Source organism: Faecalibacterium sp. Marseille-Q4137, assembly GCF_017377535.1.
GTDB classification, from domain to species: domain Bacteria; phylum Bacillota; class Clostridia; order Oscillospirales; family Ruminococcaceae; genus Faecalibacterium; species Faecalibacterium duncaniae.
Genome location: NZ_JAFREK010000034.1, coordinates 1 through 14,209, shown reverse-complemented (window position 1 = coordinate 14,209; position 14,209 = coordinate 1). Strand labels below are relative to the sequence as shown.

Genomic DNA, 14,209 nt, shown 5'->3' with positions numbered 1-14,209 from the left:
AGCCGCCCAAGGGCGGCTCCGCTGCGTTGTATCACTGTGCAGTCTGCTCTGCGGGCTGTTCAGCCGTATCCTCGATGACCTCCTGTGCAGCCTCGGCGGCGCGGCTCTCGTTGATGGCCTTTGCATCGGCAAGGATGTCACCGGCCTCTTCCTGCACCTTGTTCACAGTCTGCATGGTGCAGTCCTTCATCCGCAGCACCGCAGCGGTGGTCTGGGTGTAGACCTTTTTAGCGTCCTTGCTGGACAGCACCTTGAAGCCGGCAGAGCCGAACACTACACCACCCAAAAACAGTGCAAGCTTTTTTGTATCAAACATATTTATCCCTCGTTTCTGTGTTTCCTATCTGAGCGCCCATCCCCTTGAGCGGGGGCAGGCTCTTTATCTCTGTATTGTAGCACGCTTTCGGACTTTTTCAATGGTTTTCAGTGATGTTAGGACATATTAACATTGTTAGCAGAAGCTTGATACGGAGGATCATTTTCGTCATACTCACCTGCAGAGGTCAGCAGGCCGCAGCCTATAAAGGCAGCAGAAAGATTAACCGCCCTGCAACACACCCGATTCATTTTGCCGCCGATTCACCCGACAAAATCATCGCTGCGCCGCATGGGCGGTATTTTTCTTTTACGGGAAACGCACCTTGAAAATTTCATGAGCCGACCGAATGTGATACCGACTTTCCGTCAACACCGCTGCACAAACAGGGGCAGGAACTTTGTTTGGAGCAAACGGTGACCCCACTACACCAGCAGATGCCGCTACACCACAGGACGATATTACTTAACATTTAGAAAATAATGTCCAGATATTTTTGGGCCTCATTACGAATAATCTGCAAGTCATCCTCGTATCTCATAACTTTGCAAATGTAAAAGGCCTCACGATATCGCTCTGCACTCTCTTCTTTTTTGCCAAGGAAGAAATCACACTCAGCTTCGATTTCCAGGCAAGAGTGAAGTATTTGATAATGTCCATATTTAATGCAAGCTTCTTTTCCATTTCTTGCAACTCTTGCGCTTTCTTCATATCTTTCCAACAAGTCCAGAGATCTGGCAAAATTGTAGAGAACCAAAGGAAGCATCCTGTTTGATGTGACCATTTCTTGGAGATGGCGTCTCATATACTGAAGCAACCGATAAAAAATATCGGCTGCTTTTTCATTATCGCCAGCCAAGGAATAAGCATTTCCAATTTGATTGACTAGCTTCATTTCGTCCAACGTGTAAAGATAGTCTTCAATTTTACTCAGTCGAAAATTTGGTATAGTCATTTGAATAGCTTGCATAAGCATTTGGATTCGCTCGTCACTTGAATACCTTTTATCCAGCCCACCAAGAAGAACCTTTGATCGGAGAATGAATTGCTGTGTAATTTGATCATCTGGCTTTACAATTTTTTCAAGCTGACTGATTTTATCAAAGCCTTCATTAACATGTTTCAGCGCATTACATGCCACGATTTCCTTTTTCAATGCCTCAATTTCCAGCTCCTCTGGTGTTACAAGTGCATAATACCGATCATCTGGCAAGCCAAGGCGTTGTAGAATAGCATTGATTCTTGTACGACTGGGGGTCTGCCTTCCATTTTCAAATCTGGAGAGAGTAACAGGCTCGCAAATGCCTGCACAGACTTGCTCCTGCGTCAAATTCAACTCCTGCCGTCGCTGGCGGATATAATCACCAAGCCTATAGTTCTGCATTCTTCAGTACCTCAAATAATCAATATTATAATTATTATAGTATGCCTTATGTCATCACGCAAGCACTTCTCTCGTTGACTTGTCGTCTTATGAAATTATTTATTACACCAGACGATATGGTCAACCGGTTTTTACTGTGATAAGATGTAGACACCGCAAAACTCACGGCTTAACATAAAAGAAGCAAACCGTTGAGTAGAGCCGAATCCCTATTGTCGTCTGAACCAGAAGAAGTTTTGCATCCCTGAGAAATACTTTCTTGACAAATATATCAAGAAGCTCTACATGGAAGCAACTACAAAGTCAGGGAGAGGAGACTTCAAATGAAACAATATCTTGAAAAACGTGGAATCTACATTACTTGGTCTCAGCTGGTTATGCGAATCATTTTTGACTTGGTGGGCTTTTTGCTTGCCTTGTTGCCTGCTGGCCTAACTCTGTATCTTACAGATGTCTGGATTACCTCAGGCACTCATATGCCAACCTCGTGGATTTGGGGAATCATTGTTTGTGTTTTTTTAATTCATTTTTACCAGTTTTATTTCGTCAACTATAATTCTCAGATGAATGCAGATCGCATGGCGGGTAATTACCGCCAACATCTGGCGCAAAAGATTTTGAGTAGCAGTATCCCTGCCTATGAGAGCCAGAACAAAGCCCGTATTCAAAATATGGCTAACGATATCAGTGCGATATATACTGTAAGTAGCTATTTGGTCACAGTACCTGCAAACTTAGTTAAAGTAATTATCATCATTGGACTTCTGCTTTTCTATGCCAGCCCATCTGTTGCACTGACGGCAATCATTTTGATTCCGCTCTACATGGTTCCCAGTTTTCTTAACAAAAGCGAACTGGAAAGACTGGTAGCCAAGGAGAGGGAAGCTGGAGATTTATGGTTTCAGGAATTTGATGTAATTCTCAACGGCAAGGTTAGCATTACTCTAAACAAGGTCGAAAATTATATGCAGAACCGCTATAATGAGGCTCTGAAGTCATATCTTGATGCTCGCAATCGTCAACACTTTCTTCTGCTGATCGTGCAAGAATTCCCTCTTTTTGTCACCACATTGGCACCTCTGCTTATTTTAATCATTGGAGGAAACCAAGTGGTGTTGCAAAACATGACCATCGGTCAGTTGTTATTCTCTATTCAGATAATTGCCTACCTGTTCAATCCTCTGTCAGAGATTTCTCAACTTCATGCCCAGATTATCAGCCAGAAGCCATCCTTCGATCGTGTGGCAGACTTTCTTGCCATGCCAGATCAGCAAAAGAATACAGAAACTGTAGCCCCTCCAAAAATCGAGGCTCATAATATCGACCTGATGCGATCGGAGAGTGAGGCGCTTTTCCATGTGAACGACTTTACTGTCCACGGGAAAGGTTTGGTGCTAATCCATGGAGAGAATGGCTGCGGCAAGTCATCTCTGTTCAATATAATTTCTGGTGTGTTTGCCCCGGACGCAAAGCATCTCCGTTTCAACGAAAACGGAAGATTTAACTGCGACCAATCAAAACCAAGTTATCTTTTCTATCCTAACTTCATTTTTCCAGGTACAGTCCGAGAAAACATTGTTTGTGGACGAAAGATTTCCAATACACAGTATCAAGAACTTGATACTGTTCTTCAGCTGCCTCCCGCTGACAAGCAGGTGACTATCAAACCTGAGAATCTTTCTCTGGGCGAAAAGCAAAAGATTTATCTAGCACGTACCCTTTTGGGTAACTCTTCTTGCATCTTGCTGGATGAACCCGGAAGCAACCTTGACGAAAAAACTGAACATAGCCTGATCAATTACTTATTAAAGCTCAAGGGAAAAAAGTTAATTCTCGTTATCAGTCACAATGCCTACTATGATGCCGTAGCAGATAGAACTTACGAGATTCGTAAAGGAATGATGCATCAGGTACAATCACATTAAGCTGTCTACGGATCGTCAAAGGAGCGTGCGTTTGAACAAAAAGAAAAAGTCCACAAACACTTCCCCCTATCCCGATGAAGTCATCGACCGTCTGGCACGGGCATTCTACCCGGCAATCCTTGCCTGCTGGAACAGTGAGGAAGGTCAGCGCGAGTTCGCTGCGTGGCAGGCGGAACAGGCTCATATTGCAACCAAAGAAAAACAGGAAGTTCCCGCTTGCTGGGTATTCGTAAAACAGTTTTCGAGAAATGACACGGCAACTGCCTGTCAGGATTGGTTACGAGTACCCGGCTAGGCCGAGGAATCATCAAGTCCCATGTCCGCACCGTCAAGGTGTTGGGTATGGGGCTTTTTGCATTTCAGGAACGTATACACCTCTGGAAAGGTGTAACACACTAGACTTTGTACCAAAGTCGTGTGCCAAGGGTGCTGCGCCCCTTTGGAATCCCTGCTTACATCGCCTGTGGGCGATGTAGATTCGCCGCACAGAAAGCTCTCACAAAAGGCACACCCGGCTGTCTGCGGCGAGGAGAAGGCACTTCTGCGGAAGTGTAATAACCCACTATGACACTTTCATCCCTGTGGTCTGCAAAGTGTAGTGGGCTCTCCGAGGGGGAACGGCTGTATAGAGTGCGTTTCGGGCAAATCGCCGCATACGTGTATACGGAAGATGGGTACGCACGTACGCAGTAAATCGGCCAAGTTCTCCCATGTAGAGGGTGTAATTTCGATAAAGAACGTGGTATAATTGACTCAACAGATCGATTTGTGGAGGCGATTATTTATGAAAAAAGAAACCAAGAAATCTATCTTATTCTATGCAGCTTCTGCTCTGTTATATATGACTTCACTTATTAGCTTCATAAGTGGAAATGATAATTCTATGGCTGTTGTATGGTTGTGTCTTGGTTCATCATTTCTTTGCCTTGGCTCGACGCATCTTTGTTTAGGTTTGTCTCGTAAGAAAAAGGGAAACGACAAAACCGATGCAAGCAATAAATAAATTCCTAGTATATCGCACTCACTCCTAAGCAGGGTTTGGGGCAGGCACGCCCCAACAAGAAGCTGTCCCAAAAGGGCAAGAATTTTCAAGAATTGAAAATTTGTGGCCACGGGACGATTCTTGCTCTCACGAAAACCCATACTTTTTGAAAATCCGCTTTTCGCAGCCAAAGGAGGATGCACCATGAAAAAAGAGATCGAAGCCTTCGTCAACGCAGCCAACGAGCAGGAGTTGGAAGCCGCATGGAATAACCTCTCGGCAGAGGAACAGCGAGTTTTCGAGCAGCTCATGGAGGAAGACTCACCCGAAGATGCACTGGCATTTTTCGCCCAGCTGTATGATGATGCCCCGAAAGAGCAGACCAGCGAGACTGTGAACATCTCCGAAAATGAAATCTATTTCAAGCGGAAGCCCTTGACCGAAGAGCAGAAGAAACACAGCTCTTATGTGGACGAGAACGGCAATCTCCATGTCAAGAACCTGTCTGCATTCTGGATTCCTGAACTGACCACCACGGAGAAAGTCGGTCACACCACCTACACCGTGACCGGCAGCTATGAGGGCAAGGAATCCTTTTTGAAGAAACTGGAGCGCATTGTTGCCAAGAACGCCCAGCAAAAATTTGAAGATGAGGGTGCAGACGAATGACAACTGCGTCCAATTCTGCTATACTTGATCCGGTAACCAATCCTGTACTGACAGTTGCTCCACAGAATAAGGAGGACACAACAATGTCTGGAGCAACGAATAAAATCACCGCACTTTACTGCCGACTGTCGCAAGAGGACGCACGGCTCGGCGAAAGCCTGTCCATTGAGAACCAGAAGGTCATCCTTCTGGAATATGCCAAAAAGAACCACTTCCCGAACCCGGTGTTCTTTGTGGATGATGGCTACTCCGGCACGAACTATGACCGTCCCGGCTTTCAGAGTATGCTGGTCGAGATCGAAACAGGGCGTGTAGGAATCGTTATCACGAAAGACCTGTCCCGACTGGGGCGCAATTCTGCCTTGACGGGTCTGTACACAAACTTTACCTTTCCCCAGTATGGCGTTCGCTACATTGCCATTAACGACAATTACGACACCATTGACCCGAACAGCGTAAACAACGATTTTGCGGGCATTAAGAACTGGTTCAACGAGTTTTACGCCCGCGATACCAGCCGCAAGATTCGGGCCGTTCAGAAGGCCAAGGGAGAGCGTGGAGTACCGCTGACGGTTAATGTTCCGTACGGCTATGTAAAAGACCCGGAGAACCCGAAGCATTGGCTTGTTGACCCGGAAGCGGCTGCGATTGTGAAGCGCATCTTCTCCATGTGCATGGAGGGACGTGGGCCGACCCAAATTGCGAACCAACTGTGGGCAGATAAAGTTCTGACTCCTACCGCCTACAAGTTGAGCCATGGCCGGAGCACAAACGCACCTGCCCCGGAAGACCCTTATCGCTGGGATAAAAGAGCAGTAAGTTTGATTCTGGAACGCCGGGAGTACACTGGCTGCACAGTCAACTTCAAGACCTATACTAACTCTATCTGGGATAAAAAGAGACATCTGAATCCTGTGGAAAATCAGGCTATCTTCCCGGATACACATGAGCGCATTATTGACGATGATGTGTTTGAAAAGGTTCAGGAGATTCGCAGCCAGCGTCACCGTATGACCCGAACAGGCAAGAGCAGCATTTTCTCCGGTATGGTCTACTGCGCTGACTGCGGTTCCAAGATGCAATATGGTTCGTCCAACAACAGGGACTTCAGTCAAGACTTCTTTGATTGCTCTCTGCACAAGAAGAACGGGAGCAAGTGCAAGGGACATTTCATCCGGGTAAAGGTTCTGGAAGGACGTGTGCTGAGTCATGTTCAGCGGGTGACGGACTACATTCTCCGTCATGAAAACTACTTCCGCAAGGTCATGGAGGAGCAGCTTCGGGTGGAAAGCACCGAAAAGCTGACCGTCCTGAAGAAGCAGCTTGCCCGGAATGAGAAGCGGATTGCAGACCTCAAACGGCTGTTCATGAAAATCTACGAGGATAACGCCAGCGGAAAGCTGAGCGATGAACGCTTTGACATGATGAGCCAGAGCTACGATGCCGAACAGAAGCATCTGGAAGAGGAAGCCCTCTCTATCCAGCAGGAAATCGAAGTACAGGAACAGCAGATCGAGAATATTGAGAAGTTCGTCCAGAAAGCGCACAAATACGTTCATATTGAAGAACTCACCCCTTATGCTCTCCGTGAACTGGTGTCGGCTATCTATGTAGATGCCCCGGATAAGTCCAGCGGAAAGCGGGTGCAGCACATCCATATCAAGTACGACGGGCTGGGGTACATCCCTCTGGATGAACTGGAAGCAAAAGAAAAGGCGTGACCGAAGTCACGCCAAATCTTCCCCATTTAGGGAACTTTTGCAAATACTGTTTTATGGGAACTCTGCTCTGGGGAACTCCCTGTTGTACATATCGCTATCGTCTGTGGCTTTTGGCAGGGTGCGTCCGGCAGGGCGCACCCTGTTTTTATTTCATCGCGGTTGGGTGTACATCAAACCGCATCACCGTAACTCCTTATAGGTTTCTTCCGGCACCGGCTCGCACCACTCGTTAGAGGTGCCTTCGCCGGGCACTTCCACTGCCAGATGAGAGAACCAGCAATCGGGTGCAGCACCGTGCCAGTGCTTGATCTCCGGGGGAATATTCACCACATCGCCCGGATGCAGTTCCCGTGGCACTTTGCCCCATTCCTGATAGTAGCCCCGGCCTGCCACGCAGACAAGGATCTGCCCACCGCCCTTTGCAGCATGGTGGATGTGCCAGTTGTTCCGGCAGCCCGGCTCAAAGGTGACGTTGTAAATGCCAACCTGTGCGGTGGACAGAGGGGCCAGATAGCTTTTTCCGCTGAAATACTGTGCAAAACCGTCGTTGGCTGCACCGATGGGAAACACCATTTCGCTCTGGTGCTGTGCCTTGGCATCCTCTGCAGCGTCCTCTGCCCAGACTTCCTTGGCCATGCGGAAAGCCGCCCACGCCTTGGGCCAGCCTGCATAAAATGCCGCATGGGTCAGGATCTCTGCAATCTCACGCCGGGTAATGCCGTTGTTTTTTGCTGCCGTCAGGTGATACCGAAACGAGGAGTCCGTCAGTCCCTGCGCCATCAGTGCTACCACCGTCACAAGGCTGCGGTCCCGGAGGGAGAGTTTATCCTCTCGGCTCCACACCTGCCCGAACAGTACCTCATCGTTAAGTTCTGCAAATTTTGGTGCAAATTCGCCCAGAGCATCACGCCCTGCGGTCTGTTTTACTGCCATTATACGTTCCTCCCCATCTCGTAAGCCTGTGCCATGGCAGGCGTACTGCGCACTGCACCTGGCTCGTAAACACCACTTGCTACAAGAGTGCCTTTTTCCACGGCACCTTCCACACAGTCTGCATAGCCCCGGAAGCAGGTCAGCGTAGTGTCCGCAGAGGCTTTTTCCTCATCTGCCATGGTGGTGATGTAGTAGAATTCCTTGTCTTTGACCTCAAGCCACCGTGCCACAGTGCGGTCAATGACCGCTTTCAACTGGGCACTGATGGAGTAGAAGTATACCGGACTTGCCAGCACAATGACATCGGCGTCGATCATCTTTTGCAGGATGTCTGCCATATCATCCTTGTGGACGCAGGCTCCGCCGTGGGTGCTGCAGTAGTAGCAGCCGGAACAGGGAGCCACCTTTTTCTCAGCGACCCGGATCTTTTCTGCTTTGTGCCCGGCGTCCTGCGCCCCACACAGAAATTCATCGCATAGAATATCAGAGTTGCCGTCCTTCCGGGGACTGCCAGACAAAATCAATATCTTCTTGCTCATAGGGACCTCCTTGACAGCGGAGCGTTTCCGCATTATGATGTTGATAAAGTTTGATTTTATCATACAACTTAAAGTGCACTTTAAGTCAAGGGCTTTTTGAAAAACCGGAGGTTTCAGATGATCTATACCGTAGGCGAAATGGCACAAAAGCTGGGCGTACCTGCCTCCACCCTGCGCTACTACGACAAAGAAGGGCTGCTCCCCTTTGTGGAGCGTTCCTCCGGCGGCATTCGGATGTTCCGGGAAAACGACTTCGAGTGGCTGCAGGTCATCCGCTGTATGAAACAAGCCGGAATGTCCATCAAAGATATTCGTCAGTATATCGAGCTTGCCATGCAGGGAGACGACACCATTGACACCCGGTTGGAAATGTTCCAGCATCAGCGAGAGGTGCTCACCCAGCAGATTCAGTAACTGCAGCACACGCTGGAAACTGTGGAGTATAAGTGCTGGTTCTACGAGACAGCCAAAGCCGCCGGAACGGTGGATGCCCCCGGTGCTATGACCGATGCGGATGTCCCGGAGCGGTTCCGTGCCATCCGGCAGGAGCTGCGGGGACAAAAGATGCCGAATATCGAAAGATAAGAAATGCCGTTCCAGTTGCTTTTGGAACGGCATTTCTCTTAATCTTCTAACCCATGGCATCCGCCCACAATTTTCAAATACCCCTCCGGGTCACCATTCAGAATCAAATCCGCATATCCCAGCGGGTCGTTGTAGATGAGGTAATCCAGTTCTGACCTCTGCGCCATGGTCACGTCCAGCGCATCCTCGACCCCAGTGCAGTCAATGGAGATCATTCTCCCATCCCGGAGCAGCAGTTCCACACAGCCGGTATCCATGTTGAAATGGCAGGCTCTTGCATCGTACTTCATGTTTGTATCCCTTCTGCCTTACGGCACTCTCGCAGTGGTCTGTCGTGCTTTCTTATGACAAAGTCTAGGACGTTTTTCGATGGAAGCAAGGGATTCATTTTGTTTTCCAAAGAAAACAAAAAACCCGAACCCTTCTCCTATCGGAAAAAAGTTCAGATTTTGTTGTTGTGGTGCACCTCCAGGGACTCGAACCCTGGGCCCACTGATTAAGAGAGCAAGCCGCCGGTTCGTCTCAATTTCTGGAAGTTTCGAGTCATCGTTATTTTAGAACAAAGCAACGTGATTTTTCGCCCGGTAATTTCTGCATCCCTTGTCGGATTTTGCACCGAGAAGCACCCTCTGCACGTTTTGAAACCGTGCAAAATCCGTGCAGAAACCGTGCACTTACTTCCCGACAAATAAAATCACCCTATCCCCCACCGGCTTGACGGTATTGGTTTGAGCGGCCGCACACCAAAATCAAATCCAGAAGGGGCATTCAGCATCACGCCGTAATCAGAGCCATGAGGTAGAACTCCGTGGGAGTTTCATCTTCTGTGGGCAGAATGGTGATCTCCACGGTATGGGTCTTCTGCTCACCATGGTGGAGAATGGGCTGGAGATACAGGCAGTCGCCCCAATCCTCATCGAAGTTGCCGTCCAGCACAGCGGCGTGGGCGGTGTCGCCATCCAGCACCAGCTGTGCCCGCAGCGCCGGGCGGCGGATGGTCTTGCGGTACTGTACTGCAATGCAGGAGGCATCCACTTCAAAGGTAATCTTATCCCCGGGCTTCTGACCGACCCAGCCGTTTTTCCAGTGGTCCAGATGCCCCAGCTTTTCCTCCGGGTCTGCCCGGAAACCCTCCAGCTTGGGGGAGAGCTCCCGGATGGTCAGCCGCCGGGCGTTCTCGTAGGCGTTGGCGGTGAGCGGTGCCGGGAAGGCAGGCTCCTGCTCCGGTTCTTCCCGGTGGGCGTTGACTGCCTCCAGCAGCTTGATGATCTCCCCTGCCACCAGACCGTGACCGTAATCGTTGGGGTGCAGTCCATCGGGGCTGAGCAGGGTGCGGCTGGCATACTTACCGGCATGCAGATCCTTGTAAATGCTGTCCCGGACGCTGACGTGGGGCACACCGTAGTGGTCGCCCACGGCGTTGTGCTCGTCCTGTGACGTCTCGCCGGTATCATAATAAATGTTGTTCAGCAGCACCACCGCCGGGTGAGAGGGCCATGTGAGCAGCTTGCGGACAACACCTTCGTAGGTCTCCTGCCGGAAGGGGACGTCCAGATCGTTGACGCTGAAATCCACTACCACAAAATCCGGCTGGTACATCAGCACATCGGTCACGGCACGGGCAACGCCATAGTGGGAGCTGGTGCCGCCGATGCCGCCGTTGACGTAGTGGAACTTCGACTGCGGAAAGGTATCCACGAACCACTGATACACCCGGAAAGCGTAGGCATTGCCGGGCTGGGTGGAAAGGCTGCCCTGGGTGATGGAACCTCCCAGAAAGCCGATGGTCAGTTCCTGCCCTGCCGCGGCACGGCGGAACAGTTCTTTCAAGCGAGCAAAATTGGACGTATTCATTCTAAAACTCCTCCCTGATATGCGCTATGGATAATTTTTGCCGCCGGACGGCCGGACACGGCGTAGGCACTGACTGCTCTGGTGTCGGCAGGCCAGTCCCACACGCCAAAGCCCATGACCCACGGACGCTTGGCGCAGGCGGAAAACATTGCCTCATACCAATCTGCCTGCTCCAGATCATTCCGTGTTCCCTTCAGCTCCCAGTTGTTGGGCACGGCAGAAGAGCCGGTGATATTCATACAGCCTGCCTCGCTGAAGAGGACGGGCTTTTTGTATTTTTGGCTCACCGCCTCGATACGGTCCAGCTGGTTTTCCCAGTCCTTCAGGGGGTAGTAGCCGCTGGAGGCGATGCAATCCACGGCATCCCACCAATTTACATGGTCCTCGCCGTATTTATCGCAGTTATAGCTCACCGGGCCGTGGTACTGCTGGCGCACGGCGGCAATGAGGGCGCGCCACTCTGCTTCCCTGTGCTCGGTCATGGTCATTTCGCAGCCGGTCAGGAACAGCCCACAGCCTTCGGCTTCGGCAAGAGCCGCGTAGTGGGTCTGGAAGGCGGTGTAGTTGGCAAACCATCCGCTCCACTGGGTCTCGCAGGGCACATCGTGGTCAAAAAAGCTGATGCGTGCCCGCCACACGCCGTTGGCACAGTTGACGGTGGGCTTCAGTGCCACCTGCAAGCCCAACTGCTTGGCAAAGCGGATGGCACCGCACAGTTCCTCGTCTGTGGGGGTAGCATCGGTATTCCAGTTGATCTCCTCACTATAAGGGTCAGGCTGTATTCCAGAGGGCGACAGGATGACCCAGTTGGCTGCGGTGGCTTCCACCATGGCTGCCATGCTGCGGTGGGCATTCTCGCTGCTCAGGTTGCCCCGCCGGGGAAAGGGTGCAAAATTCACCCCGTAAAAGTTATGTTCCAGCTCCATGACATCTTCCTCTTTTTTCTCAAAAATCAACGTCAGATTGCATAACAAGTATAAGACAGTTTTAGAAGTTCCGTCAATATGCCGCTTCATTTTCAGCGTATGGTACAAGGAGAGAGGCAAAGCACTGGTCAACCTGACCCGAAAAAAGCCCCTGCACCGGGAGGTGCAAAGGCTAAACTAAATTTTAGGTTTTTGTTAGCTTAAAGATTTAGCTTGCGATTTTGGGTAGAATCTGCTATGCTTCAGGCAAAAAACAAAGGGAGGAACAGAAAATGGAGCATCTTTTAACCGCAACGCTGACCCAACTGCCGCAGGTGCGGGCACTGGGGCGGCACACCGGGCGTGACCCGCTGACCCTGTTCTGGACGGCCAGCGGCATGGAGCTGGAATTTACCGGCAGTGAGCTGTGGGTGGACTTTTTCGCCGATTATGAAGTGGTAGAGCCGTGGGTCAGCGTGGAGCTGAACGGCGCATGGGTGGCACGGTTTGCCGTGAACCCCGGCAAAAGCCGAATTTGTCTGTTCCGGGGCATGACACCGGGCAAGGCAAAGCACGTCCGGCTGCTGAAGGATGTGCAGGCCATGCACGATGACCCGGCGCATCTGTTGCAGATCACCGGGCTGGAATATGCAGGCGGCGAATTTCTGCCCCTGCCGGAGCCGCAGTATCGGCTGGAGTTTGTGGGCGACAGCATCACCAGCGGCGAGGGTGCCATTGGAGCCAAGCCGGAGGAGGACTGGGTGGGAGCCTTTTTCTCTGCGGAGAACCACTACGGCCGCCTGACCGCCGATGCACTGGGAGCCGAATACCGCTGCATCTCGCAAAGTGGCTGGGGCATCGTGACCGGCTGGGACAACGATGTGCGCCATGTGATGCCGCCCTACTATACGCAGGTGTGCGGTGTAGCGATGGGGCAGCGCAATGCCGCCCTTGGCGCACAGCAGGAAAACGATTTTGCTGCATGGAAACCGGATGCCGTCATCGTCAACCTGGGCACCAACGACACGGGCGCATTTGATAACCCGCCGTGGCAAGACCCTGCCACTGGCAAGCCCCACCAGATGCGGCGGCTCTCCAATGGAGGCTTCCACCCTGCGGACGCCCAAAAAGTGGCAAATGGTGTACAGCATTTCCTGACCATGCTCCGGGCAAAGAACCCCGGGGCAAAGCTGGTGTGGTGCATCGGGATGCTGGGCAGCGAGCTGCTGCCGGTATTGCGGCAGGGCATGGAGCAGTACAAGACCATTACCGGAGACAGCTCTGTCTATCTGCTGGAGCTGCCCAACACCACGCCGGAAACCGTGGGTGCCCGGCAGCACCCCGGCGCAGAGAACCACCGGCAGGCGGCAAAGGTTCTGACCGCCTTTCTGAGAACGATCCTGTAAAAATGGAAACAGGATGCCGGAGCGTCCGCAGACGCTCCGGCATCCCCAATATAAACTATATTTTCCGCTAAAGGGGCTGATGCACAAACCTTCGTGCATCAGCCCCTTTTTATCAGGTAGATTCTCTTCTTACAAAGCCGCCGGGCACGATGACGGTGGGAGCAATGGCAGGCTTATGCGCCATTTTGCGGCGCAGTTGCGCCACCACCGTTTTTGCCATGCCGTCCAAGTCCACCCGGTAGCTGGTGAGCTGGGGGCTGCAAATGGTAGAGTAGCGGTAGTCGTCGTAGCCGGTCACTGCCACATCCTGCGGCACCCGGTAGCCGTTGCGCTTGAGGATCTCCACCAGATTATAGGCCACCGCATCGCAGTTGCAGACAAAGGCGTCCGGCATTTCATGAGGCAGAGAGAACGGCACGAACTTACCCTGATCGTCCCGGTCCTCCAGCCGCCAGTCGTCCCGGATGGGCAGACCGGCACGGAGCATCGCCTTGACGTAGCCCAGATACCGGTCCATGATGGAACTGGTGGACAGCACGCTGCCAACAAAGCCGATGTTCCGCCGCCCGGTGGAGATAAGGTGCTCGGTCATCGTGTAGCTGCCGCTGGTGTTGTCGCTGAGCACGCAGTCGGCGGCAATGGCATCGTCGTAGAAGTCCAGCAGCATAAAGGGCACCCCGGTCTGCACCGCCGTAGCAAGGTAGCGGCGGCTGATCCCGCCCATAAAAATCAGGCCGTCCACTTTCCGGTTTACAAGGAAGGTGGGCATATTGCAGCTTTTTTCTGCCTGCGGCAGAACGATTTCCATCAGAACCGAGATGTCCTGCTCGGTGGCAGCTTTCAACACGGCACGGTACAGATTGGAATAAAAGGCATTCTCGTTGAAAAAGCGGTCTGCCACCAGAATGCCGATGCTCTCGCCGCCGGGGTGGGCGTTGGTCCGGGCGGGGGGCTGGTAGCCCATCTCCTCGGCGGTGGCAAGGATCTTGG

General features: G+C 51.6%; 16 protein-coding genes. 8 read left to right on the top strand and 8 right to left on the bottom strand.

The features are described 5' to 3' along the window. Positions 1 to 31: 31 nt before the first annotated feature. Positions 32 to 316 carry a DUF6110 family protein gene (locus J3353_RS12400; RefSeq protein ID WP_005935684.1) on the bottom strand — a complete coding sequence of 95 codons (285 nt, stop codon included), beginning with the start codon at positions 314 to 316 and terminating at the stop codon, positions 32 to 34. Positions 317 to 788: 472 nt separating this feature from the next. After that, entirely contained in the window at positions 789 to 1,700 is a 912-nt protein-coding gene (locus J3353_RS12395; protein WP_207684954.1) for a helix-turn-helix domain-containing protein, read from the bottom strand. 323 nt (positions 1,701 to 2,023) lie between these two features. Between J3353_RS12395 and J3353_RS12390 the strand changes: the two genes are divergently transcribed. From J3353_RS12390 to J3353_RS12370, 5 genes are all read left to right on the top strand, one after another. Then, the gene (locus J3353_RS12390; protein WP_156061838.1) at positions 2,024 to 3,625 is read left to right on the top strand and encodes an ATP-binding cassette domain-containing protein; all 1,602 of its coding nucleotides are present in this window, start codon (positions 2,024 to 2,026) and stop codon (positions 3,623 to 3,625) included. Positions 3,626 to 3,650: 25 nt separating this feature from the next. Continuing rightward, positions 3,651 to 3,920 (top strand): hypothetical protein, encoded by a 270-nt coding sequence (locus J3353_RS12385; RefSeq protein ID WP_370569205.1) that lies wholly within the window; start codon positions 3,651 to 3,653, stop codon positions 3,918 to 3,920. Positions 3,921 to 4,409: 489 nt separating this feature from the next. After that, entirely contained in the window at positions 4,410 to 4,628 is a 219-nt protein-coding gene (locus J3353_RS12380; protein ID WP_207684963.1) for a hypothetical protein, read from the top strand. Positions 4,629 to 4,811: 183 nt separating this feature from the next. Next, positions 4,812 to 5,276: a hypothetical protein gene (locus J3353_RS12375; protein ID WP_207684953.1), complete on the top strand. Its 465-nt coding sequence runs from the start codon at positions 4,812 to 4,814 to the stop codon at positions 5,274 to 5,276. A gap of 83 nt (positions 5,277 to 5,359) precedes the next feature. Continuing rightward, positions 5,360 to 6,997 carry a recombinase family protein gene (locus J3353_RS12370; RefSeq protein ID WP_242700951.1) on the top strand — a complete coding sequence of 546 codons (1,638 nt, stop codon included), beginning with the start codon at positions 5,360 to 5,362 and terminating at the stop codon, positions 6,995 to 6,997. A 180-nt stretch (positions 6,998 to 7,177) separates the two neighbouring features. Here the strand turns inward: J3353_RS12370 and J3353_RS12365 are convergent, their stop codons facing one another. Continuing rightward, a complete protein-coding gene (locus tag J3353_RS12365; RefSeq protein WP_156074779.1) occupies positions 7,178 to 7,930 on the bottom strand; it encodes a carboxymuconolactone decarboxylase family protein in 753 nt (250 codons plus the stop codon). Beyond that, entirely contained in the window at positions 7,930 to 8,469 is a 540-nt protein-coding gene (locus J3353_RS12360) for a flavodoxin family protein (RefSeq protein ID WP_156074777.1), read from the bottom strand. Before J3353_RS12360 ends, J3353_RS12365 begins: the two co-directional genes overlap by 1 nt. Positions 8,470 to 8,586: 117 nt before the next feature. Here J3353_RS12360 and J3353_RS16605 point away from each other — a divergent pair, with 117 nt between their 5' ends. Both J3353_RS16605 and J3353_RS16600 read left to right on the top strand, forming a co-directional pair. After that, positions 8,587 to 8,883 carry a MerR family transcriptional regulator gene (locus J3353_RS16605; protein WP_370569204.1) on the top strand — a complete coding sequence of 99 codons (297 nt, stop codon included), beginning with the start codon at positions 8,587 to 8,589 and terminating at the stop codon, positions 8,881 to 8,883. A gap of 21 nt (positions 8,884 to 8,904) precedes the next feature. After that, complete coding sequence (locus J3353_RS16600; protein WP_370569203.1) at positions 8,905 to 9,054, top strand: hypothetical protein; 150 nt, start codon at positions 8,905 to 8,907, stop codon at positions 9,052 to 9,054. Between the two features lie 38 nt (positions 9,055 to 9,092). Here the strand turns inward: J3353_RS16600 and J3353_RS12350 are convergent, their stop codons facing one another. From J3353_RS12350 to J3353_RS12340, 3 genes are all read right to left on the bottom strand, one after another. Then, positions 9,093 to 9,344 carry a DUF6061 family protein gene (locus tag J3353_RS12350; protein ID WP_156074773.1) on the bottom strand — a complete coding sequence of 84 codons (252 nt, stop codon included), beginning with the start codon at positions 9,342 to 9,344 and terminating at the stop codon, positions 9,093 to 9,095. Positions 9,345 to 9,828: 484 nt separating this feature from the next. Further along, on the bottom strand, positions 9,829 to 10,908 hold the full coding sequence (locus tag J3353_RS12345) for an SGNH/GDSL hydrolase family protein (RefSeq protein WP_207684951.1): 1,080 nt from the start codon (positions 10,906 to 10,908) through the stop codon (positions 9,829 to 9,831). Continuing rightward, on the bottom strand, positions 10,905 to 11,834 hold the full coding sequence (locus J3353_RS12340) for a 1,4-beta-xylanase (RefSeq protein WP_207684950.1): 930 nt from the start codon (positions 11,832 to 11,834) through the stop codon (positions 10,905 to 10,907). Before J3353_RS12340 ends, J3353_RS12345 begins: the two co-directional genes overlap by 4 nt. Before the next feature lie 272 nt (positions 11,835 to 12,106). Between J3353_RS12340 and J3353_RS12335 the strand changes: the two genes are divergently transcribed. Beyond that, positions 12,107 to 13,219 carry an SGNH/GDSL hydrolase family protein gene (locus J3353_RS12335; RefSeq protein WP_207684949.1) on the top strand — a complete coding sequence of 371 codons (1,113 nt, stop codon included), beginning with the start codon at positions 12,107 to 12,109 and terminating at the stop codon, positions 13,217 to 13,219. A gap of 112 nt (positions 13,220 to 13,331) precedes the next feature. On the opposite strand, the gene J3353_RS12330 is transcribed toward J3353_RS12335, so the two are convergent. After that, positions 13,332 to 14,209 (bottom strand): substrate-binding domain-containing protein (locus J3353_RS12330; RefSeq protein ID WP_207684948.1); only part of this gene is annotated, 878 nt, incomplete at its 5' end.